Origin of the sequence: Acinetobacter rudis, from assembly GCF_031157835.1 — a bacterium.
Lineage (GTDB): Bacteria > Pseudomonadota > Gammaproteobacteria > Pseudomonadales > Moraxellaceae > Acinetobacter > Acinetobacter rudis_A.
In genome coordinates this window covers 20,877-44,236 of record NZ_JAVIDR010000005.1, presented here as the reverse complement: position 1 = coordinate 44,236, position 23,360 = coordinate 20,877, and the positions used below count along the sequence as shown (strand labels likewise).

The following is a 23,360-nucleotide window of genomic DNA, read 5'->3' as shown; positions in this document are numbered from 1 at the left end:
CTAACGACATGATGTTCAGGCATCATGTTGCTTTAGTTAAGGAATATATTGGCAAGTCTTTGTTATGTACTGCATAAGAGTAACGAGTGCTTACTTGTCTTCTGGTAGTGGCCAAGTGATGTTGTTCTGTAGAAACTGTTGATACCAATATTGTCTTATATATTCGTCATACGCTCGATCAAAATGATAAACAAACAGAGAGAGTTCATGATTTAACTGTAGGTCATAGCCGTGTTGAGCAGAGGCTAAGTAACCCTGTATTTCATAGAGCTCATCAAATATAGGAACAGCTTGTTCGAAGGTAAGTTGTTTAATTTTAATGATAAGTGATTTAATATGATTTTCATAAACAGATAGCATTCGAGACAGGTCTATAACGGTATCTCGATAAATAATAAGTCGCTGTTCGAACTCATTCCAAGTGTAGATCATTTTCGTTTAATCCGAGGTTTTGGTATTTCTATTGCATTGATAACTCATGTGATTGATATAAATTTTAAATCCTTTTCATGCTTGCAAGAATATATTTTATGAACTGATTTTAAGTAAATAGAACAGTCATAAATAGCATCGTTTATTTATTTTAAAGTACTTCAATTGAACGATATGCTCATCATTTTTTAGTTGTTTATCTGTGATTTTAAAATTTATTTTTCTATAAAAATATTATGCTATTCAGTCTAGTTGATTTGATTTTGTCTGTCTAAAAGGTTTGTGATGAAAAAAACAGTGTTCTCTTGCTTAGTATTATCAACACTTTTAAGTTTAACGGCTTGTACCTCTTTGCAACCATCATTTAAACCTGTGAGCACTGTGTCTGCTCAACAACAGGAAATTAAGTCCTATTTTGATCAAATACAAACTCATGGCGTTATTGTGGTCCTAAAAAAAGATGGAATACACAGTTATGGTAATGATCTAAGTCGAGCCAATAGCGAGTATGTACCTGCATCAACTTTTAAAATCGTCAATGCCTTAATTGGGTTAGAGCACAATAAAGTAAGTGTGGATGAAGTATTTAAATGGGATGGAAAAAAGCGCTCCTTTGAAAGTTGGGAAAAAGATATGAATATGGTAGAGGCCATGAAGCTTTCAGCTGTTCCTGTTTATCAATCATTGGCTAAGCGTATTGGTATAGATCTCATGGCACAAGAGCTTAAACGGATCAATTTTGGTAATGCGCAAGTGGGGGATCAAGTGGACAACTTTTGGTTGGTTGGTCCATTAAAAATTACACCAGTTCAAGAGCTTAAGTTTGTAGATCAATTGGCACGTCAACAATTGCCTTTCAAAACTCAAGTACAACAAAGTGTTAAAGATATGTTGTTAGTACAAGAAATCAATGGTAATAAAATTTATGCTAAGAGTGGTTGGGGCATGGATGTAGATCCACAAGTCGGATGGCTGACAGGTTGGGTGGAGCGTACTCATGGTGATATCGTTCCATTTTCATTGAATATGGAAATGAAACCTAAAATGTCAGGTGCAATACGTAATGACATCTTGTTAAAGTCATTGACGAGCTTAGGAATTATTTAATTTATTCAATATTTGATCAGCCCTTGCTTATACATCGAAGGGCTGAATGCTGCTTATTTTGCTGTTAAGGCAGCACCTTCAAACTCAATACCACTCCATCCATTGAGCATAAACTGACGGATATTTTGGTGGTCAGTACCTTCAGGAGTTGCCAAAACTGCTTGATAATGTTCAGCAAACAGACTTAAAGTTTGTGCAGGGTCTAAATTTTCAAGTTGAGCAAAGCTAAATACTTTAGCACTACCTTGATTTTCTGTTGCTGCATTGTGTTGAGCACCATTTTTAAATGCTGTTGGGCGATGCTGGTAATGTGCATCAATGAAAGCGAGTACATCACTAAATTGAGCTTGGCCTTGTTGCAGTTGTTCAAGTAGTTGCAAAGACATAGATTTATTCCTTGTGGTTAATTTAGGCATCATAACCAAAAAGCCCAAGTGGGCGAAGTATTTTGCCACGATTGTATGAATTGCTAGCCTATCTTAGAGCTAACTTTGATTAGGTTGATGGATATTGTGGATAACTTTAATGTTATCCGCATAAGGCCAACTATTTAAGATTTAGATTTAACTAGACGAGTATTTGGAGAGGAAAGATTTATGAATTGGTTACTGGTTGCGTGTGGTGGTGCGCTTGGGGCAATGAGTCGCTATGGATTAGGGCTCTATATCAGCCAGCCAAGCCATATTTTTCCATGGGCAACATGGTGGATCAATATTATTGGTTGTCTGTGTGCAGGAATATTTTTTGCCTTAAGTCAAAGTTTTCCCACCTTACAACAAGAGGCTCGCCTATTGTTAATGGTGGGTGTACTCGGTGGGTTTACAACTTTTTCTAGTTTTGGTTTAGAAACTTTTCTCTTGCTAAAACAAGGCCAATGGCCGCTTGCTTTAACTTATGCGTTGAGTAGTCTCTTTATTGGTGTTATTGCCTTGGCCATTGGTTATGCTTTATTGCAGCTATTATTCTCAGTACGTACTTAATATGGTGCTCCCCTTAAAAATAAAAGTACTCAAAAATAGAATTTTTTCTTGAACTGATTAATTCTTATTGTAATTTATCCAAAGTAACTTTTGCTTCAGTATGACCTTGTTTTGCTGCTTTGTTGAGCCAATACAACGCTCGTTTTTTATTTTTTGCTGCATCATGGTCTTCTGTAAGATAGCCCATAGCGAGATTAAACTGCGCATTTGCATTGCCACTATTTGCAGCTTTTAAAAACCATTGTTGTGATAAAGCATGATTTACAGCAACACCTTGGCCTTGTACATACATCATCCCAAGATTATTTTGCGCAGAACTGTCACCTTGATCTGCCGCTCGTTGATACCATGCCAATGCTTGTACATTATCTTGTACCACACCACGGCCATCGCTATACATTACACCAAGGTTATATTGGGCGGCAGCATTGCCCTGAGCTGCAGCTTTACGATACCAATTTAATGCTTGTGCATAATCTTGTGCTACACCATGGCCATAGGCATATATACTGCCAATGTTAAATTGTGCTGGGGCATATCCTTGCACTATAGCTTTGTTATACCATACCAATGCTTGTGCATAATCTTGAGTTACACCATGACCTTGAGCATACTTCGTCCCAATATTAGTTTGTGCAGCCGCATGCCCCTGAGCAGCTGCTTTGTGGTACCACGCCAAGGCCTTCGCATAGTCTTGTGGCACACCACGGCCCTCGTCATACAACATTCCTAGTTGAGTTTGTGCCACTGCATTACCTTGCAAAGCTCGGTCTTGAAGTTCATTAAAATTTAAACTTTGTGCCCAAACCTTACATGGAGCAAAACTCAGTACAGCAGCTAAAAATAATGCACCGACAACAGTAATTTTTTTCACTTCCCCTTACCTCATCGCTAACATCACCACGACAGTTAGATCAACGCTGATGTAAATTAAAAAAAGAATATCTAAGCTTTGGTTGAAAAGTACTCGTATGCTTCGATATGGTATGGGCACACTGTCCAATCACCACATAGATTACGTAAAACTTTATCGATCGCCTTGCATCATCATACTAGACCATTTAGTTAACAATGATCTAAATACAACTGTACTGAACTAAAGTTAACGTAACTTAATGGTTAGAGTCTTTAGGTACTAATGATTCAAAGAGCTCACTGAGATCATCATGGACTTTTAGATGAATCAAATTCCAGTAATGGCCAGAGATGGTACGGTTCACCATGAGTGTGTCTGGTGAAGGTTTAAAGACATCCCAATATTTTAATGATTGTTTCACCAAGCGCATACCGTCATGGTGTGAGGAGTTTTCTGCAAAGTCATAATAGGTGACGAGTGGGCGCAAGAAAATTTCGATCCAAGCAAGATAGAGCTCTGCTGGGAATTGTCCTTTTTCAGCTAAAGCATTTAACGCGATAAGATGGTTTTCTATCGTGTCAATGTCTCCACGGCGCCCTGCTTGAATTAGCGTAGTAAAATGCTGTAATAAGTCAGTTGAAAGTGTCTTAACACCGCCAAAGTCATAAATAATTACACTACCATCCTGACGAAAGGCAAAGTTGCCTGGATGAGGGTCGCAGTGGAAACGCTTTAAGTAGAAAATTTGTTGGCCTAGCGCTTGAATTAAACGTTGTCCAAGTTGATTACGTATATCAAGATCCCAAGTACTTGCTGTTTCTATACTTTCACCTAATTCTAGGCTTAAGGTTAGTACACGGCGGCTGGAGTATTCTTCATATACATGTGGAATGATAATTTTACTGTCTAAAGCTTCGTGAAAGGTTTTGAAGACTCTAAGGTTTTGAGCTTCTATTTCATAGTTTAGTTCTTCATGCAGACTTTCTTGAATTTCTTCAAATAGGCGATCTTGTAGTTTTTTATCAACTTTAAGTACACCCATAAGACGTAAAGCCAAACGGACTTGCTTAAGGTCACTTTCACAAGCTTCATCTACACCAGGATACTGTACTTTTACAACAACATTGTCACCGTTAGGAAGGGTGGCGCGATGTACTTGACCAATAGAAGCTGCTGCAAAAGGTTGTTGTTCAAAGCTGGTAAATACGTCTGCTAACGGTTTGCCAAATTCTTTTTCGACTTGTTGTTTAATTTGTTCAAAGGGCATTGCTGGCGCTTGGCGTTGTAATTTGGCAATTGCTTTGGCTACTTCGGGTGGGAAAATATCTTTGTACTGTGATGCAATCTGTCCAACTTTCATGACTGCACCTTTCATCTCACCTAAGGTTTCGGCAATTTGTAAACCAATAGTTTGGAACAGCTCGCTGCGTGCTTGATTTTTTTTCTCTTCATCAGCAGTTAAATTACGAATGGAATTACTAACAGTCTTGGTTGCAATACTGGCTGTCATACTGGCCAGTTTCATAAAGCGACGACCTGCGCTTGCATTATTTTTTGCCATTCGTTTTAAATCCCCAAACTTACATCAAGTCTCGATTGATCATAGGTGACAAATACTCACCTGCCTAGTTCTAATTGTTAATGAGTTGTAATATTTTATCGGAAAATCAGTAAAGTGAAAAACTTAACTGCCTTTCACTTTACTGTGGCTTGTGAAGCAAAGCGCTTTTAGCTTGATTGTAGTGGTTCTTGTGGTAATGAAGCACAGCGCTTATTCATCACATGTAGTCGTACTAATAATAAGATACAGGCGATACTCAGACCAACAATCAGACCAATCCAAACACCTGCGGCGCCAATATCTGTATAACGTGTTAGATAAATCCCGACAGGGAACGCGATGACCCAGTATGCCAGCATTGTAATCCACATTGGGCCTTGAGTATCTTGCAGACCACGTAAACAGCCAGCAGCACTGACTTGCCAACCATCCATGAGCTGATAGGCCATTGCAAAGAGCAACAAGTACATGGTGACATCACGCACCCATGGGTCATCATTATAAAGTGCAATAATTTCAGGGCGGAAGAACCAAATCAAAGACATGGTAATGAGTGCAAACAGTGTACTCATGATTAGGCCAACTTGTTGCACTTTACGAATAGCTATCCAGTTTTTCTCGCCATAATACAAGCCAATATGGATGGTAAGGGCAATGGCCAAGGACATTGGAATCATAAATAAAACTGAAGTAACGGACATGGCAATTTGATGAGCAGCAATGGTTACTGCACCAAGCGGGCTAAGCACAATGGCAGCGGTACTAAAAATACTGACCTCAAAAAAGATAGCAAGACCAATGGGCAGGCCAAGCTTTAAAATGCGTTTAATCCATGTTGCATCAATAGGTTCCATACGATCAAACACGGGAGTGCTTTGGTAGCGTTTGGCTTTAAAAATAAAAGCAGCTAATGCTATGAACATTAACCATTGCAATATAGAGGTTGCAAATCCACAGCCCGCACTACCTAAGTGGGGGATTGGCCCAATCCCATTCATAAAAATATAATTTAAAGGAATGAGGACCACGAGAGCAATTAAACTGATTGCTGTAACAGGTCGTGGGTAGCCTAAAGCTTCAGAGTAACCACGTAATGCTGCATACATGGTAACAGCAGGCATACCAATACCAATTGCATGCAGAAACAAACTGGCTTTGGGCTGTAATGATGTAGGAACTCGTAACATATCAAGGAATAACGGCATGATTTGTAGTAGTAGGCCTGCCAAAGTGCCAATGATGAGTGCCAGCCATAACGACTGTCGAGCAATACGGCTAATATCTTGGGGTTTATTGGCACCACGTGCTTGTGCAACGAGAGGTGTGGTCGCAATAAGAATACCACTTGATAACAACATAATTGGAATCCAAATTCCAACTGCAACACCAATTGCAGCAAGATCATCGGCTGACATATGTCCAGCCATGATGGTGTCAATGAGACCAAATCCTGCTTGGGCAAATTGGGTGACGAGTATTGGCAGCATCAGCCATGAAAGTTGTTTAAATTGATAAAGACCTTGCGTGACTTTTGACACAAAAAATACCTATTACTGAAGTGTTAACGATAATAAATCAACGTTGTAGTGTGAGTAAAACGCCAATGAAAATGGCGCTGGCACCAAGAAGGCGAGTAAAAGAGATAGGTGTTTTGTCTAACCCAAACCAAGCGAAATGGTCGATGAGTAAAGAGCTGATGATTTGACCAAAGATTACAAGACCCGTAAAGGTGAGTAAACCCAATTTTGGTGCAGTATAAATGCTTATACTAATTGCATATACCCCTAAACATCCTCCTAAGTAAAGATACCATGGGACTTGTTGTAATACAGATATGCTGGGTTTGGTGCTTGCTTGTAGTAAAACTAAAATGGCTAATACACAGCTCCCCACAATAAATGAAATTAAAGCAGCCAGTAATGTTGATCCTACCGCATGGCGTAATTGGGTGTTGAGAGAGGTTTGTACTGCCATTGCTAGACCAATGCCCATAGTGAGCGGAAAGAGTAAGAAGAGCTGTTGTGTGATTTTCATGTTTTGATCGTCCATTATGTCGTTATTTTTTCTTCAGTTTAAAACAATTTGATGACAGTGACGAAGTCCTGATCGAAGCATGTTAAAATGAGGTTTATTTGCCTAGAGCATTAGCGTTGTCTGCTTTGAATCCCAGCACTATTCCATTATCTTTATATATTCATATGCCATGGTGTGTACGTAAATGTCCATACTGTGATTTTAATTCACATGCCGTACCTGATGGTGCATTGGCTTTATCATTAGAACGCGAATATTTACATGCCTTGGTTGAGGATTTTAAAACTCAACTTGATTTTATCCAAGATCGTCAGATTCATAGTATTTTCATTGGTGGTGGGACACCATCATTAATTTCTGCTGAGGGATATCAGTGGTTATTTAATCAATTACAACAATGGGTTGTTTTTGAATCGAATTGTGAAATTACCTTAGAAGCCAATCCAGGTACATTAGAGCATGAACCTTTTGCTGCTTATTTAGCAGCAGGGATTAATCGTTTATCTGTTGGTGTACAGAGCTTTAACACCACGCATTTAGAAAAATTAGGTCGGATTCATAGTGAGCATGATGCACTAAATGCGATTCGTTTAGCACGTGAAGCTGGTTTTGAGCGTGTGAATGTAGATCTCATGCATGGTTTACCTGAGCAGACCCTAGAGCAAGCTTTATTAGATCTAAAGTACGCTGTAGAGCAAGGTGCAACACATATTTCTTGGTATCAACTTACTATTGAGCCTAATACTGTATTTTTCCGCACTCAACCGTTATTACCTCATGATGATGTGCTTGAACAGATTCAATTACAAGGCGAAGCATATTTACGCGCGCAGGGTTTTGTCAATTATGAGGTTTCTGCTTGGCGCAAAGAGCGAGCATCGGCACATAATTTAAACTATTGGCAATTTGGTGATTATTTGGCGATTGGTGCGGGTGCTCATGGCAAAGTAACTTTAGCTGATGGAGTTTATCGCTACCAAAAGACACGATTACCCAAAGATTATTTGGCGAAGTTGCCTGCTGAAAATCAGCAGTTTAAGATGATTGCAGCAGAAGATATGCCTTTTGAATTTATGATGAATGCACTTCGCCTCAATCAGGGTGTTGCCGCAGAAACTTACGAGGAGCGGACCGGGCTTTCATTACAACATCTGGCACCTGTCTTAGAAAAATTACGTCATCAAGGGTTGCTGCTTGAAAATCAGGAACGTTTGGCATGCAGTGAACACGGGCATTTATTTTTAAATTCTGTTTTAGAAGCATTTTTATAGTGTGGTGTTGGGTATATTTGCGTAGCGTGTGACTATTACCCCAAAAAACAAGAGCGCCGTAGCGCTCTTGTTTAATCTCTCATATTAACCTAACAAATTAGTAATCAAAGCTAAAATGATCAGCAGGTAAAGAGGTGAGTGTACTTGATGGATTTACCATAGATTCAGCATGCCCTTGGGCACGAGGTAATAAACGTTCAAAATAGAAATCTGCGACTTTGATTTTCGCTTTATAGAATTCAGTTGTTTCTTTACCTTTACCTGTTTCCAACATTTCTGATGCAGTAGCTGCTTGTTGAGCCCAGAAGTACGCCATCATGGCATAGCCAGAGAACATCAAATAGTCTACAGAAGCACTTGATACGATATCACGGTCTTTACGTGCAGCAAGTAAAATACGTACAGTGAGAGCATTCCATTGTGCACAAATCTTCGTTAGATCCCAAGCAAAACGGCGCATATATTTATTACGTGCATGGCGACCACAGAACTTTAAGATTTCAGCGGTATATTCACGAACAACTTTACCTTTAGAAGACAATAAAACTTTACGACCAATCAGATCTAAAGCTTGTACACCAGTTGTTCCTTCGTACAAGGTTGCAATACGTGCATCACGCGCAATTTGTTCCATCCCTTGTTCTTTAATATAGCCATGACCACCATAAACTTGCATCCCTAAGTTTGCAGCTTCTAAACCAAGTTCAGTCAAGAAGCCTTTAAGAATAGGGGTATAGAAGCCTAGCTTGTCATCATATTCATCAAATTTGGCTTGATCACCTTGAGCTAAAGCATCTGTCATTTTATCTGCAATTTGAGCTGCATAATAAATCATGGCACGACCACCCTCAGCGATTGCTTTTTGAGTGAGCAGCATACGACGTACATCGGCATGATAAATAATAGGATCAGCTACTTTTTCAGGTTCTTTCTTACCTGAAAGCGCACGCATAGAAAGGCGATCTTTGGCATAAGGTAGAGAACCTTGGAAAGAAAGTTCTGCATGTGCAAGTCCTTGTACTGCTGTACCAATACGTGCTGTATTCATAAAGGTGAACATTGCATGTAAGCCTTTGTTTGGTTCACCAATGAGATAACCTGTGGCTTGGTCAAAATTCAATACCGCAGTTGCAGAAGCGCAGATCCCCATTTTGTGTTCAATAGAACCACAGCTAACACGGTTGCGTTCGCCTAAGCTACCGTCTGCATTAATCAGGACTTTCGGGACAATAAAGAGCGAAATACCACGAGTACCTTGAGGAGCATCTGGTAATCGCGCAAGTACAATATGGATAATATTATCGGTCAGGTCATGTTCGCCCGCTGAGATAAAAATTTTGGTTCCTGTAATTTGATAACTGCCATCTGCATTCGTTGTAGCTTTGGTTTTTACCTGCCCTAGGTCAGTACCGCATTGTGGTTCAGTTAAGCACATCGTACCTGACCAAGTGCCTTCAACGAGGTGCGGCATATAGGTATTTTTTTGTTCATCACTACCAAATTGCATGATGGTGTTCATACAGCCCATGCTGAGGCCAGGGTACATGGTAAAAGACCAGTTTGCTGTTCCCATCATTTCAGATTTGATTAAATTCAAAGACATTGGTAGGTTTTGACCACCAAATTCTTCAGGGTAGGAGAGCCCTTGCCAACCACTTTGTACAAATTGGTCATATGCTTCTTTGTAGCCTTTTGGTGTGGTTACTTCACCATTATTAAAATGACAGCCTTCTTCATCGCCACTGTGATAAATCGGTGAAAGCACATTTTCACAAAAATCGGCAGCCCCTTCCAAAATCATTTCTACTGTATCTGGATCAGCATTTTCACCATTTTTCAGGGTTTTGTAATGCGCTGGATAGTCGAACATTTCATTCATTAAAAAACGAATATCACGTAAGGGCGCTTTATATGTAGGCATGCGGTAATCCTATAAAAATTGTTATGGACTTTGAATCTATGATTCGATTATTCATTTTTAGATACAAAAAGCATTGATAATAGAAGGCAAATAAAATGTCAGAAAGGCGAATGAGAAGAAATTAGCTGAGCAATCCAGTTTATTTTTTGATAGTATTTTTTAAATTTACCAGCTATTTACAATTTAAAATTGGGGTGAAGCAACTAATGCGTTTAAAACAATTAACTATATGTTTACTAGGATTAAGTATGGCAGCTTGCTCGACTTATCCGATCAACAGTCATTCGAATAACGCTGTAAAGTTGGATGATCGTGCGGTACAGGGTTTAAATGCCATGTATAACTACCCAAATTATGATTTTAATGGTCGTTTCAATGTCAATTTTGCTGCTGAGAAAAAAGCGGGCAATGCTGAAAAGCAAGTTATCGATGCGAAGTTGAAAAGTCAATTGGATCAGTATATCGCAGCCCAAAATATTAAGTTAAGCAAGCAGGAAAAGGCTGACTTGTATGAGGCAATTGCGGGTCGTGATAGTTCTGGACGCTCAGATCGTGCACAACAGTTTCTCAGCAGCTTTTTAAAACATACTCAATTTGGCTATGAAGGCTCTATTGATTTTCGTGAGCGTCTAGCAACTTTTGATTTTTCTGCAAAATATGAAAAACAAACGTTGTTGGTACAAACCAAAGTTCCAATGGCGCTGGATTTGAAGAACCATAAATTTTATATTAATTACTTCGGTGTAATGCCATTTATGGTGAATCAGGAAAATCAAGATAACTATGCTTATGTTGATTTCTCTGAATATAAAGATATCGTTGATAAAATTGACTATAAAAACTTAGTCACTTATCTACAAGAAAATACCGCTGTTCCTTATTTGTTGGCGAATCCAGAAAAGTTACAGCGTCAAAGTTTAAGCGCTGCAGACAAAAGCCAAGGCGTTGTTGAAAAAATCCGTCTCAAATCGAGTCTCGAAGAGTTTATGTTACAGCAGAACTTTTTCGAAGCAGCAAACCGTGGTTACGTGAAGCATTCTGTGATTGATTTTGAAAAAGTTTTTAATGAAAAACTTGAAAAGATGACAGAAGAAGCAAGTAAATACGATGAAGATAAATATAGTACCTATGGTATGGGTGCAGAAGAAGCTGAAGCGTATAAAGCCAGTACTAAACTTTATCGATTAGTGAACGAAAAGCTGCATGATCGTAGTGATGAGAGTGAAGCACTTGAGGCTGAAGAAGCGCACGTACCAGCAGATTATGCAGAAGATGACGTTGCAGCAGCAAGCACCGCTGCAACAGATTCAGCCGCTGATGCGGCAGCTGCAGATGTTGCTGCTGCACGTGCTGCTGAAGATGATCGTGAAGAGGGCTTATCAGAAGAACAGTGTGAAGCATTACGTGATGGTAAACAGCGTTTCTCAATGGGTGATGTGACTTATTGCCAAGAAGAGCATTATGTTTATTTATTACCAAGTACAGATGAAGATATTGAGCATCCATTCAAACTGATCATGAGTGATAAGTATGAAGACCTGGTTAAAAAGTTCGAAGCAAGTGGCTCTGAAAAGTTAATCACTGCTGCTGAATTTAAACAGCTTTGGGCCGATAACAGTACCGAGATTAAGGCATTACTAGCAACTCAAAAACCAAATGATTTTGTAGTTGATGTTGGTTTAGATGAAAAAGGCCGTGCAGTTAAAGTTGATTACGATGTCGATATGTATGTACAAGGCATGGGGACATTTAAACTCAATTCGGATAACCATATTTTAAATTATGGTCAGGCGAAGAAAATTTCACGTAGCCAATTTAAAAATGCGAAAAGCATTGAAGAAGTGACTAAAGATTCTCCTTTTGAATATATGATCGGGTCTTTGACACGAGCATTAGGAAATAAAGGCAGCGCTGAAGCGGCTTCTGGACAATCTGTAAAATCTTTTGATCGACAACTCGAAGAGCTTGCTGCGCGTATTTATGATAGTACGGGTTCTTATAGTAAGGTATATGAGGCAGTATTCTTAATGATGTTAAGTCATGAGAAGCCGCAGATCGTTCAGTACTACACACCGCGCGAATTGAGTGAAATTGCACGTGTTTATGCCTATAGCTATGCTGATCAAGATATTTATGATCCTCAAGGTAAAGAGTTAGCGGAACTTGAGAAACTTGAGGTGAAACATAAGTTGGAACGCCGTGATCAATTTGCTGATCGTATTGGTAGTGAAGCTTATGACGTGACTACAGAAGCAATGGAGAAACGTAAAGATCGTCAAGCTTGGAATAAATTTGTTGCACAGTATAAGCAGCCAAAAACAGTGTTTGCACAGTACTATATGCAGCAGTTCATTGAAGGTGAAGATCTTAATACTAAGCAAAAAGCACAGTTAAAGCGTGTTTCTGAAATTTTGGCACAAACTTATTTAGATGCTCGAAAAGATCAGTTAACAGCAAAATCTATCGCAAATATTACTGAAGATGATGAAGAGTTTATTGATTATTCACTTTACAGTGAAGTGTATGAGAAAGTAGCAAGCTACTTTAAAAAGTAATCATTTTTTCATTTTGGTATAAAAGGGAGCTTCAATTGAAGCTCCTTTTTTGATTAAAGGAATTTTTTTAGATCGGGACGGACCATATGCCAAATTTCAAAGGCTTCAATGGCTTGCCCAACTAACATGCCATAGCCATCACTTGAGCTTACACCGCGTTGGTGGGCCTGATCCAAGAAGCTTGATGCTTTGCCATAGGCCATTTCATAGGCATGATCAAATTTGAGTGTTTCTGGGAGTTGAAGTGCTTCACCTGTTAGACTTGCAGATGTTGCGTTAATCACGAGATCGAATTCACCATGAAGTTGATCGAGCGCTGTGGCATGAAGTTGAGTTTTACCTATAGCAGTTTTTAAATCTTCAACCAGTTGTTGTGCGCGTGAGAGCGTACGATTGGCAATTTGAATATATTGTGCACCTGCTTGGGCAAGTGGGAAAATGACCCCTCGAGTTGCGCCGCCAGCACCTAAAATGAGAATACGGCTATTTTCTAATGACCAGCCTAATGCTGCAATTGCATTAACTAAACCCTGACCATCTGTATTGTCGCCATGAAGTACGCCATTCTCCATCCAAAGCGTGTTGACTGCTTTAGCAATTTTGGCACGTTCAGTTAAATGGCCACATAGAGCAAAAGCTTGTTCTTTAAATGGAACTGTGACGTTTAAACCTTGTCCACCTTGTTTAAAGAAGTCTTCTATACTCTGCTCAAAACCATCAAGCGCTGCTAAACGTTTATTATATTGTAAATTGATGCCAAGATCTTGGGCAAAGGCTTGATGAAGTTCAGGTGAGCGAGACTGTTCGATTGGGTTGCCAATGACTGCAAATTGTTTAGGCATAATGGGGGTCCATTAGGGTCTGAGATAAATAAAGATAAGGTGAGGCATTGAATAAATGCGAAACCACCTTATCAGAGCGTGTTGGCCAAAAATCAACTTATGGCGATGCATTTTTTAGTTCGTTTAACCAGTCCCTCGGTTTGAGATAATAGTCAACGAGACGTTTTTCAGCTGATTGTTCATCCCAGATCGGGCGATAAGTCCATGCTGCTAGATTGGGTAGGCTCACTAAAATTGATTCAATGCGTCCACCTGTTTGTAGACCAAACAAAGTACCACGGTCATAAACGAGATTATATTCGACGTAGCGGCCACGACGGTAGAGTTGGAAATCACGTTGTGCTTCGGTATACGGTTTATTTTGGTTTTTTTCAAAGATAGGAATAATCGCTTCAAGATAACCATTAGCCACAGCCTGAATATAATCAAAACATTTCTCAAAATCCCAACAATTTAGGTCATCAAAGAATAAACCGCCAACACCACGTTGTTCATCGCGATGCTTTAAATAGAAGTAATCATCACACCACTGTTTATGCTTGGCATAAACTTGATCACCAAATGGAGCACAGAGATCATATGCTTTTTGATGCCATGCTAAGACATCTTCATCATTAGGATAAAAAGGGGTTAAATCGAAGCCTCCACCGAACCACCAAATTGGTTGCTTACCTTCAGGCTCAGCAACAAATAAGCGTACGTTAGCATGCGATGTTGGTACATTTGGATTTTTGGGATGAATAACTAAGGACACCCCTAGAGCTTGAGCTTTTGCACCTGCAATGTCTGGGTGACGTTCAGTTGCTGAGGCTGGTAATCGGGTGATGTCAATGTGTGAAAACATGACTCCACCTTTTTCAATTACATCACCATTTTGTAAAACACGTGACAGACCGCCACCGCCTTCTGGGCGCTTCCAGTGATCAAAGTCAAATTGTGCGCCACCGCCATTTTTTTGTTCTTGTAGTTCCAGTGCTGCACAAATACGGGATTGTAAGTCAAGGAGAAATTCACGGACACGTTGGATGTCCATTGAAGTCGGGTTGGGCATGTGAGTCCTCAGAGACAAGGGGGTAATATTGGCTACATCAAAGCATAAAATCATTGAAAAGGAAAACTTGTGTGCGAACAAAGTCTTTGAAAATAATTTAAAATCCCGAGCATTTCACTGGGTTGAAATCTAGATTTAAGCTTAGCACAATGTAGTCATGGTGAATGAACAGAGCTTTTTTCATCTTTATTAATGTTAATCATATGTTGGGCAGTGAATATGAGTTGTTCTTTAATTCAAAAATATAATGTAACAGGTCCACGTTATACAAGTTACCCAACAGTTCCATACTGGAATCAAGAATCATTTTCACTGCAACAATGGCAACAAACGTTAAAGCGTTCGTTTGATGAGTCTAATCAAAGTGAAGGCATTAGTATTTATATTCATTTGCCGTTTTGTGAGAGTCTTTGTACTTTTTGTGGATGTCATAAGAAGGTGACCAAAAGGCATGAAATGGAATTGCCTTATATTGAAGCGGTGTTAAAAGAGTGGGATTTATATTGTCAGTTATTAAAAGATAAACCCATTATTAAGGAAATTCATTTGGGTGGTGGTACACCAACATTTTTTTCTGTTGAACATTTACAGCAGCTCATTCGAGGGATTCTAGCCAAAGCTCAGGTTGCCAATACACATGAGTTTAGTTTTGAGGGTCATCCGAATAGCACTACACGAGAACATTTGCAGGCTTTGTATGATCTTGGATTTCGCCGTGTGAGTTATGGTGTGCAAGACTATAACGATACCGTGCAAAAAGCGATTCATCGAATACAACCCTTTGAGCATGTTGAAAATGTTACAAAGTGGGCACGTGAAATCGGTTATAGCTCAATTTCACATGATTTAGTTTTTGGTTTGCCTTTTCAACAATTAGCAGATGTATTGAATACCATAGATTTGACGAAAAGTTTAATGCCTGATCGATTAGCATTTTATAGTTATGCACATGTGCCATGGATTAAGGGGAATGGGCAGCGTGGATTTAAAGATCATGATGTTCCCAAGGATGATGTAAAACGTACCTTGTATGAGGAAGGTAAAAAGCAACTATTGGCGCATGGTTATCATGAAATTGGTATGGATCATTTTGCACTTGCTGAAGATGGTATGTACCAATCTTTCCAAGCTGGCAAATTACATCGTAACTTTATGGGTTATACCTCGTCTAAAACACAAGTTATGATTGGACTAGGCGTATCCTCGATTAGTGATAGCTGGTATAGCTTTGCGCAGAATGAAAAGGATTTAGATGCTTATTATGCTTGTCTACAGCGAGATGAGATTCCCGTAGTGAAAGGACACGTATTAAGTGTAGAGGATTTAAAAATCCGCCAACATATTTTAAATCTTATGTGTAGTTTTCAGACGTCATGGGCTGACCCAGCAATGGATTTTCCAGAACGTAACCAAGTCCAGCAACAGTTAACAGAAATGCAATCAGATGGTTTGTTAAATATTGAGCAAGATCGAATCTTAGTTACAGAGCAAGGTAAAGCCTTTGTTCGTAATATTTGTATGGCCTTTGATCTACACTTAAAGCGCAAACGACCTGAAACGCAAATTTTTTCCATGACCATTTAATGTTTTGAAATAAATTTTGTGTAGTGACAGAAGTATGTAGATAAATATAAATAGCGTAGAGTCTTGAGCTTTGCCAAAAAAACAGCTTAGCCCAAGACAAAGTTTAGTTGAGGGCTTTTGAGTAGACATAGGCATTCCCAAACTGCTGATAACATCCATGTTATGTCTTAATCGCAGCTTCTATTTATGTATTGTTGAGTTTTAATACATGTCTTTAAAAATCATCTTCACTGTACATATGTGACATACGTTCGTGTTTTGTTTTGAGATATTCGGCATTTTTCGGGTTTAAACCTACTGTTAAGGCTACACGCTCTACAACATCAATTCCAAGTTCTTGTAATGCCTTAATTTTAAGAGGGTTGTTGGTAATGAGTTTGACTTGTTTAACTTTTAAATGTTCTAACATAATACTACACATGTCATAACGACGTGCATCTGCTGGAAGGTTTAGAAGTAAATTGGCGTCTACCGTGTCATGCCCTTGATCTTGTAATGCATAAGCACGAATTTTATTGGTTAAACCAATGCCGCGTCCCTCTTGGCGTAAGTAGAGAATCACGCCTTGACCTGCGGAATTAATCATTTTCATCGTGTTTTGTAGCTGTGGACCACAATCGCATTTGAGTGAGGCAAAGGCATCGCCAGTTAAACATTCGGAATGTAAACGAACGAGTACAGGTTCTGTTGGTGTGTTTTCTAGTCCTTTGGATAAAGCAACATGTTCTTCACCAGTCTGAGGATCTTGAAATACACTGACTTTAAAGTCCCCAAAAGCGGTTGGGAGCTGTGAGGTTGCAACAAATTCTATCGGCACGATTTGATCCATTTATGAGATTCGATATAGGCTAAAGTATAGCTTAAAGCTCAAGTATTAATAGAACTGTGAATTATGTTTAGATACTTTCCGTTTTCTTTTTTGTATAAAGCTAACAATAATAGTTGATAAGTTGTAAGAATATTCAGGATAATCGGGGCTAAGATACAATTACGATATGCTTTTTATCCTTAAGCATGACCAATCACCATGTAATTGATTGGAAGTGATATAATTCGACCCTAATCGCATTTACCCGTTTACCTAGCTTAGGATTTGCCAGGCTAAAGAAGGCTTTGCCATATATGTTGTATACAGAAATACCTGCTCAGCGTCCAGTTACGCCTTTGTTAGATGAAATTAATCATCCACAGCAATTACGTCAACTTGAGCAAAGCCAGTTAACTCAAGTGGCGGATGAATTACGCCAGTATATACTTTATGCCGCTGGGCAAAGTGGTGGTCATTTTGGTGCAAACCTTGGTGTCATAGAGCTTACTGTTGCTTTGCATTATTGCTTTAATACGCCCTTAGACCGTCTAATTTGGGATGTTGGTCATCAGGCTTATCCTCATAAGGTTTTAACTGGTCGCCGAGACCGTTTAACCACAATCCGAGCCAAAGATGGCTTGGCAGCATTTCCGGCACGAGATGAGTCTGAATTTGACACCTTTGGTGTAGGACATTCATCGACTGCAATTTCTGCTGGCTTAGGCATGGCTTTGGCTCGTCGTTATCAAAAAGATCCATGCCAAGTGGTTTCTGTTGTTGGTGATGGTGCTATGACCGCAGGAATGGCATTTGAAGCATTGAATGATGCTGTTGCCCATAATGCTGATCTTATAGTCATTTTAAATGACAATGATATGTCAATCTCATGTAGTACGGGTGGTTTTGCAAAACATTTAGCTGCTATATGGGAGCAGGGCCAATCTGTCCAACTTGATGCCGATGGTCAAGCATTTATTCAGTCACATCCAAATTGGAGTTATAACTCTCGTTTGCATCAACCTGCAACAGATGCAGCTGATAACTTATTTAAAGCGATTGGCTTTGATTATTTTGGTCCCTTTGATGGTCACGATGTTGACCAATTGGTGAACGTACTTACTGCCGTTAAAAAACGTAAAGGACCACGTCTAATTCATGTTTATACGACGAAAGGTAAGGGCTTTGCACCTGCTGAGGCAGATCAAATTAAGTATCATGCAATAGGTAAAAGTACAGTTACAAGTTCTTCAAATCAACCAAGTGCACCTAAGTATGCTGATGTGTTTGGGCAATGGTTGTGTGATGAGGCTGAACAAGATTCACGCTTATTGGCTATTACTCCTGCCATGTGCGAAGGTTCTGGAATGGTCAAGTTTGCAGCTCAATATCCTGATCGTTATTTTGATGTGGCAATTGCAGAACAACATGCGGTAACACTTGCAGCAGGAATGGCTTGCGAGGGGTTAAAACCTGTCGTAGCAATCTATTCGACTTTTCTGCAACGTGGTTATGACCAGTTTATTCATGATGTCGCATTACAAAATCTTGACGTAACATTTGGAATTGATCGAGCTGGTTTGGTTGGAGAGGATGGTCCGACACATGCAGGTGCTTATGATTATGCCTATATGCGTACTGTTCCAAATATTGTGATTATGGCACCGAAAGATGAAAATGAATGCCGCCAAATGTTGCATACAGCTTATCTATATCCTGGACCCGCAGCCGTGCGTTATCCACGGGGTAATGGTCTAGGGGTTAAGATTGAGACTGAGTTACAAAGCTTGGAAATTGGTCGTGCAGAATTGGTAGCAAGTTTTCATATTGATGCATCAGATCGAATTACGATTTTAGCTTTTGGTAGTCGTGTTCACGTTGCTATTGAGGCTGCTGAGCGCCTAGCTAATCGTTTACAAGTTGCTGTTGATGTCATTAATATGCGTTTTATTAAACCATTAGATGCACAAATTATTCGTGACTATGCAGCGAAAACAGATTTGTTTGTAACGGTTGAAGAACATGCTGTAATGGCAGGCGCTGGTAGTGCAGTAAATGAGTTGCTCGCTCAAGAACATATTTTAAAACCAATCGTAAATCTTGGACTACCCGATGCATTCTTGGCACAAGCAACACATGCCGAAATGCTATCTGCATGTGGACTTGATGCATCTGGTATTGAGCAATCAGTCACTCAAACTTGGTCTAATCTTACTGCAGAAATTGAATGAATAATCTGCGTGATTTCAAATGATTAAAAAGTTTTAGAAAAAACATCCCCAAAAAGCGTCGATATTTGCTAAAATGTCGACGCTTTTATGCATTATTCTTTATCAGTATTTTTAAATTTGTAGTGGGTGTTCAATGGAACCTATGGTGGTGATGGCTGCGCGTGCGGCTCAAACAGTTGGTCAAGAGCTTTTAAAAGCGCATCAAAATCGTCATAAACTTGATCTACAAGTTGAAGAAAAAGGTATAGACGGTCCTGTAACACGTGTTGACCGTTACCTTGAACAATTGACCATTGATACACTTCGTAAAAGTTATAAAAGCCATAGCTTCTTAGGTGAAGAATTTGGTCTACAAGAAGGTAAAGGTCATGATGCAGATTGGTGCTGGGTGATTGATCCTTTAGATGGCACTTTAAACTTCATTAATGGTTTTCCTCATTTTTGTATTTCTATTGCAGTACAACACAAAGGTGTTACACAGCATGGCGTAATCTACGATCCAGTAAAAGACGAGCTATTCTCAGCAAGTCGTGGTCGTGGCGCAATGATGAATCAACGCCGTATTCGCGTTAATATTAAAGATAGTTTAGAAAATACTTTCCTTGCGGTTGGGCATGCATATCGTGCTAAACGTAACGGTGAAATTATTTCATATGCAAAAAATCATTTTGACTCATTACTTGCTGTGACTGAAGCTGGTGCACAGTATCGTCGCTCTGGTTCAGCTGCACTTGATTTGGCTTACGTTGCTGCTGGGCGTTTCGATGGCTACTTTGAGTTAGGTCTAAAACCATGGGATATTGCTGCTGGTGAGCTGATTGTTAAAGAAGCAGGTGGTACAGTTGTTGATGCGCGTGGTGGTACTGACGCAATGCAAAATGGTCAAGTTATTGCAAGTTCAATGAAAATGTTAAAACCGTTAATGCAAGCAGTTGTTCCTGCTTGGGGTGAAGCTGCAAAATAATTTTAATTATTAATATGAACATTAAATCGCTGTATTTGATGATCTCTTTTAAAAAGCCTGAGTAATATTATTACTCAGGCTTTTTCTATTTACTTCGTGTGGTCTAGATAAAAAGCAAAATCTTGTTGTTAAGTTCATGTTAACTAAAATAAAACATAATATTGCGTTTAGGTTTTGGATAAACCTAGCTTACATTGTATTCTGAACATATTTCGTTCGTGTTTTATCATTAGATCAGTGGGCTGGATCATTATTTTGTTGACCTCGCATATTCATTCTTTCGCGTTATTCTTTGCTTTATTGAACCCTTTTTTAATGAGCATTTATATGCTGGGGTTGATTCGTAATTTAGAATTTAAGGTATTTACCCGAGCTTTGATTCAAGGTGCTTTCATTGCACTGAGCGTTTTTATTCTTTTTGCCTGGGGTGGGGAAGCGATATTTAGTGATTTTCTTCAGGTGCGCTTTGAAGCCTTTCAAATTTTCGGCGGTATTATATTTTTGGTGATTGGTTACCGCTACGTATTTGAAGGAGCCGATACAATTGGAGCTATTCGTGGTGCCTCAGAACACGCCGCCGGTATGATTGCTATGCCCTTTATGATTGGGCCAGGAACAATTAGTGCAGCTGTTGTTACAGGGGTGCATTTACCGTTACTCAGTGCTGCATTAGTGATTGGTTTAACATTGCTATTAAGCTGTAGCATCTTAATTTTGATGAAATATGCACATGATAATTTGCGCACAAAACATGCCAAATATATTGATCACTATGTAGATATTGTGGGACGTTTATCAGCACTTTTAGTTGGAACAATTGCAATTGATATGATGATTACAGGGGTGTTGGGAGTTGTGAAGGATTTCTAATGCGAGGTTGTGATGGCTGTTTATTTGATCATGAAAATAAAATTAGGAAGAATCATGATTTTTAGCGTGACTTTTGCATAATAGCTGTTATACTTCGGCCACGCACCTCAATTCAGTTCAATACCTGAACATTCTCTACTTATCATTGTGTATGCGCGTGCAGTCCAAAGAGGACGATATATCGCGCCCCAATCGCTAAAGCGATTCTTTCAGGTTCCGGCCGTATTCATACGTGCGTTATATCACATCGTCCTTAAACACGGATTGCCGCTGATTTCATTTTTTCAGCGTCTATTGCTGTGCCGCTTTTTGCCGATGTCCATCTGATTATATTAATGGAGCACCCAGTTTAGGGTGAACGTCTCTATGAGCAAAACTTTTGCTGAATTTCCTTTGCATGAATCTCTACATAAAGCACTTGAAAGCCTAGGCTTTACTGCGCCTACGCCTGTGCAAGAACAGTCGATTCCTGCTGCTTTAGAAGGTAAAGACCTTCTCGTTTCTAGCCAGACTGGTTCTGGTAAGACTGCTGCTTTCTTACTCCCTACTTTAAACGCGCTTGCTACACAAGATACTTTTGTACCTTTTAAAGAGCGTATGCGTGCAGTAACACAGCCAAGTATTTTGGTATTGTGCCCAACACGTGAATTGGCTCAACAAGTGAGTCAAGATGCGATTGCATTTGTACGACACATGAAAGGTGTACGTATTGCTGCAATTATGGGTGGTATGCCTTTTGGTAAACAAATCCAACAATTAAAAGGTGCTCAAGTGGTTGTTGCCACTCCAGGCCGTTTATTGGATTTAGTGAATCGCCGTCAAATTAAACTTGATCAAGTTAATGCATTAATCGTTGATGAAGCAGACCGTATGCTTGACTTAGGCTTCTCTGAAGATCTAGAAGCAATCAGTGATCTTGCTGCTAATCGTACTCAAACATTAATGTTCTCTGCGACTTTTGCTGACCGTATTATTCGTTTAGCTGAGCGTATGATGAATGAACCTGAGCGTATTGCGATTGAAACTGGTCATACAACAAATACTGATATTACGCAGACTTTGCACTGGACTGATGGTTTTGAGCATAAGAAAAAATTGCTTACGCATTGGTTAAGTGAAGAAGACTTAGATCAAGCAGTTGTATTTGCAAGCACACAAGAAGATACAGATATGCTTGCAGAAGAACTTGCTGAAGCTGGTCTTTCTGTCGTAGCACTTCATGGTGCGATGCCTCAAACTGTACGTAACCGTCGTTTACGTAGTATCCGTGAAGGTCGTGCAAAAATTTTAGTTGCGACTGATGTTGCTGCACGTGGTCTAGATGTACCAACAATCTCTCACGTGATTAACTTTGGTCTTCCAATGAAAAACGAAGATTATGTACACCGTATTGGTCGTACAGGTCGTGCGGGTCGTACTGGTAAAGCAATTACTTTAGCGACTTATCGTGAACGTGGTAAGATTCGTGCGCTGGAAGACTATTTAGATGCACGTTTAAATGTATCTGAAATTGAAGGTTTAGAGCCATCTCCACCACCAGCAAAACAACGCCGTGATGGTGGTCGTGGTGGTAAACGTGATGGTGGCCGTGGTGGTTTTGGCGGTGGTCGTCGTCGTTTTGAGGGTGAAGGTAACTTTAAACGCCGTGAAGGTGGTCGTGATGGCGAACGTCGTTCGTATTCAGAAGACCGTCCACGTCGCGAGTTTAATGAAGACCGTCCACGTCGTGAATTTAACGAAGACCGTCCACGTCGCGAATTTAACAACGATCGTCCACGTCGTGAATTTAACGAAGATCGTCCACGTCGCGAATTTAACAACGATCGTCCACGTCGTGAATTTAACGAAGACCGTCCACGTCGCGAATTTAACAACGATCGTCCACGTCGTGAGTTCAATAACGACCGTCCTCGCCGCGAAGGTGGTTTTAATGATAAACCGCGTTTTGATGCGAATGATGACAACCGTGGTAATCGTGTAGATTATAAGCCACGTCGTGAAGGCAACTTCTCTGATCGTCCTAAACGTAACTTTGCTGGTGATGATCGTCCTAAGCGTAACTTTGCTGGTGATGATCGCCCTAAACGTAACTTTGGTGGCGAAGATCGTCCTAAACGTAACTTTGGTGGTGAAGATCGTCCACGTCGTGAATTTAACAATGATCGTCCACGCCGTGAAGGTGGTGAAGGTTTCGATCGTCGTCGTAAATTTAACGACTAATCAGATACGAAGAATTAAACCAGTCTACGGACTGGTTTTTTTTCATTTAAATCAAATAAAATAAATGTGATGAATG

General features: G+C 39.7%; 19 protein-coding genes. 9 read left to right on the top strand and 10 right to left on the bottom strand.

The genetic code is table 11. From position 1 onward, the window contains the following. Nucleotides 1-90: 90 nt before the first annotated feature. Nucleotides 91-432 (bottom strand): hypothetical protein, encoded by a 342-nt coding sequence (locus RFH42_RS07005; RefSeq protein ID WP_308974886.1) that lies wholly within the window; start codon nucleotides 430-432, stop codon nucleotides 91-93. Between the two features lie 285 nt (nucleotides 433-717). Here RFH42_RS07005 and blaOXA point away from each other — a divergent pair, with 285 nt between their 5' ends. Then, nucleotides 718-1,539, top strand: coding sequence for a class D beta-lactamase (gene blaOXA, locus RFH42_RS07000; protein WP_308974885.1), 822 nt, complete (start codon nucleotides 718-720; stop codon nucleotides 1,537-1,539). Nucleotides 1,540-1,592: 53 nt separating this feature from the next. Here blaOXA and RFH42_RS06995 read toward each other — a convergent pair whose 3' ends face one another. Then, nucleotides 1,593-1,925, bottom strand: coding sequence for a HopJ type III effector protein (locus tag RFH42_RS06995; RefSeq protein WP_308974884.1), 333 nt, complete (start codon nucleotides 1,923-1,925; stop codon nucleotides 1,593-1,595). A 210-nt stretch (nucleotides 1,926-2,135) separates the two neighbouring features. Here RFH42_RS06995 and crcB point away from each other — a divergent pair, with 210 nt between their 5' ends. Beyond that, nucleotides 2,136-2,519: a fluoride efflux transporter CrcB gene (gene crcB / locus RFH42_RS06990; protein ID WP_308974883.1), complete on the top strand. Its 384-nt coding sequence runs from the start codon at nucleotides 2,136-2,138 to the stop codon at nucleotides 2,517-2,519. 64 nt (nucleotides 2,520-2,583) lie between these two features. Here crcB and RFH42_RS06985 read toward each other — a convergent pair whose 3' ends face one another. From RFH42_RS06985 to RFH42_RS06970, 4 genes are all read right to left on the bottom strand, one after another. Further along, on the bottom strand, nucleotides 2,584-3,393 hold the full coding sequence (locus RFH42_RS06985; RefSeq protein ID WP_308974882.1) for a tetratricopeptide repeat protein: 810 nt from the start codon (nucleotides 3,391-3,393) through the stop codon (nucleotides 2,584-2,586). A gap of 238 nt (nucleotides 3,394-3,631) precedes the next feature. Next, entirely contained in the window at nucleotides 3,632-4,936 is a 1,305-nt protein-coding gene (locus RFH42_RS06980; RefSeq protein WP_308974881.1) for an ABC1 kinase family protein, read from the bottom strand. A gap of 167 nt (nucleotides 4,937-5,103) precedes the next feature. After that, nucleotides 5,104-6,423, bottom strand: a complete 1,320-nt coding sequence (locus RFH42_RS06975; protein ID WP_308974978.1) for an MATE family efflux transporter — start codon at nucleotides 6,421-6,423, stop codon at nucleotides 5,104-5,106. A gap of 88 nt (nucleotides 6,424-6,511) precedes the next feature. Continuing rightward, nucleotides 6,512-6,970, bottom strand: a complete 459-nt coding sequence (locus RFH42_RS06970; protein WP_308974880.1) for a DMT family transporter — start codon at nucleotides 6,968-6,970, stop codon at nucleotides 6,512-6,514. A 116-nt stretch (nucleotides 6,971-7,086) separates the two neighbouring features. Here RFH42_RS06970 and hemW point away from each other — a divergent pair, with 116 nt between their 5' ends. Further along, nucleotides 7,087-8,241 (top strand): radical SAM family heme chaperone HemW, encoded by a 1,155-nt coding sequence (hemW, locus tag RFH42_RS06965; RefSeq protein WP_308974977.1) that lies wholly within the window; start codon nucleotides 7,087-7,089, stop codon nucleotides 8,239-8,241. A gap of 97 nt (nucleotides 8,242-8,338) precedes the next feature. On the opposite strand, the gene RFH42_RS06960 is transcribed toward hemW, so the two are convergent. After that, on the bottom strand, nucleotides 8,339-10,162 hold the full coding sequence (locus tag RFH42_RS06960) for an acyl-CoA dehydrogenase C-terminal domain-containing protein (protein WP_308974879.1): 1,824 nt from the start codon (nucleotides 10,160-10,162) through the stop codon (nucleotides 8,339-8,341). Between the two features lie 248 nt (nucleotides 10,163-10,410). Between RFH42_RS06960 and RFH42_RS06955 the strand changes: the two genes are divergently transcribed. After that, nucleotides 10,411-12,717 (top strand): hypothetical protein, encoded by a 2,307-nt coding sequence (locus RFH42_RS06955; protein WP_308974878.1) that lies wholly within the window; start codon nucleotides 10,411-10,413, stop codon nucleotides 12,715-12,717. 53 nt (nucleotides 12,718-12,770) lie between these two features. Here RFH42_RS06955 and aroE read toward each other — a convergent pair whose 3' ends face one another. Beyond that, nucleotides 12,771-13,559, bottom strand: coding sequence for a shikimate dehydrogenase (gene aroE / locus RFH42_RS06950; protein WP_308974877.1), 789 nt, complete (start codon nucleotides 13,557-13,559; stop codon nucleotides 12,771-12,773). 97 nt (nucleotides 13,560-13,656) lie between these two features. Beyond that, nucleotides 13,657-14,610 (bottom strand): oxygen-dependent coproporphyrinogen oxidase, encoded by a 954-nt coding sequence (gene hemF, locus RFH42_RS06945; RefSeq protein WP_308974876.1) that lies wholly within the window; start codon nucleotides 14,608-14,610, stop codon nucleotides 13,657-13,659. Between the two features lie 219 nt (nucleotides 14,611-14,829). On the opposite strand from hemF, the gene hemN reads away from it, so the two are divergent. Beyond that, nucleotides 14,830-16,194, top strand: a complete 1,365-nt coding sequence (hemN, locus tag RFH42_RS06940) for an oxygen-independent coproporphyrinogen III oxidase (RefSeq protein ID WP_308974875.1) — start codon at nucleotides 14,830-14,832, stop codon at nucleotides 16,192-16,194. Nucleotides 16,195-16,408: 214 nt separating this feature from the next. Here the strand turns inward: hemN and ribA are convergent, their stop codons facing one another. Beyond that, nucleotides 16,409-17,011 (bottom strand): GTP cyclohydrolase II, encoded by a 603-nt coding sequence (gene ribA, locus RFH42_RS06935; protein WP_308974874.1) that lies wholly within the window; start codon nucleotides 17,009-17,011, stop codon nucleotides 16,409-16,411. Nucleotides 17,012-17,316: 305 nt separating this feature from the next. Here ribA and dxs point away from each other — a divergent pair, with 305 nt between their 5' ends. From dxs to RFH42_RS06915, 4 genes are all read left to right on the top strand, one after another. Then, on the top strand, nucleotides 17,317-19,230 hold the full coding sequence (gene dxs / locus RFH42_RS06930) for a 1-deoxy-D-xylulose-5-phosphate synthase (RefSeq protein WP_308974873.1): 1,914 nt from the start codon (nucleotides 17,317-17,319) through the stop codon (nucleotides 19,228-19,230). A 133-nt stretch (nucleotides 19,231-19,363) separates the two neighbouring features. Then, nucleotides 19,364-20,194 (top strand): inositol monophosphatase family protein, encoded by an 831-nt coding sequence (locus tag RFH42_RS06925; RefSeq protein WP_308974872.1) that lies wholly within the window; start codon nucleotides 19,364-19,366, stop codon nucleotides 20,192-20,194. 255 nt (nucleotides 20,195-20,449) lie between these two features. Next, a complete protein-coding gene (locus RFH42_RS06920; RefSeq protein ID WP_308974976.1) occupies nucleotides 20,450-21,064 on the top strand; it encodes a MarC family protein in 615 nt (204 codons plus the stop codon). A gap of 366 nt (nucleotides 21,065-21,430) precedes the next feature. After that, nucleotides 21,431-23,284 carry a DEAD/DEAH box helicase gene (locus RFH42_RS06915; protein ID WP_308974871.1) on the top strand — a complete coding sequence of 618 codons (1,854 nt, stop codon included), beginning with the start codon at nucleotides 21,431-21,433 and terminating at the stop codon, nucleotides 23,282-23,284. The last annotated feature ends 76 nt before the right edge of the window (nucleotides 23,285-23,360 follow it).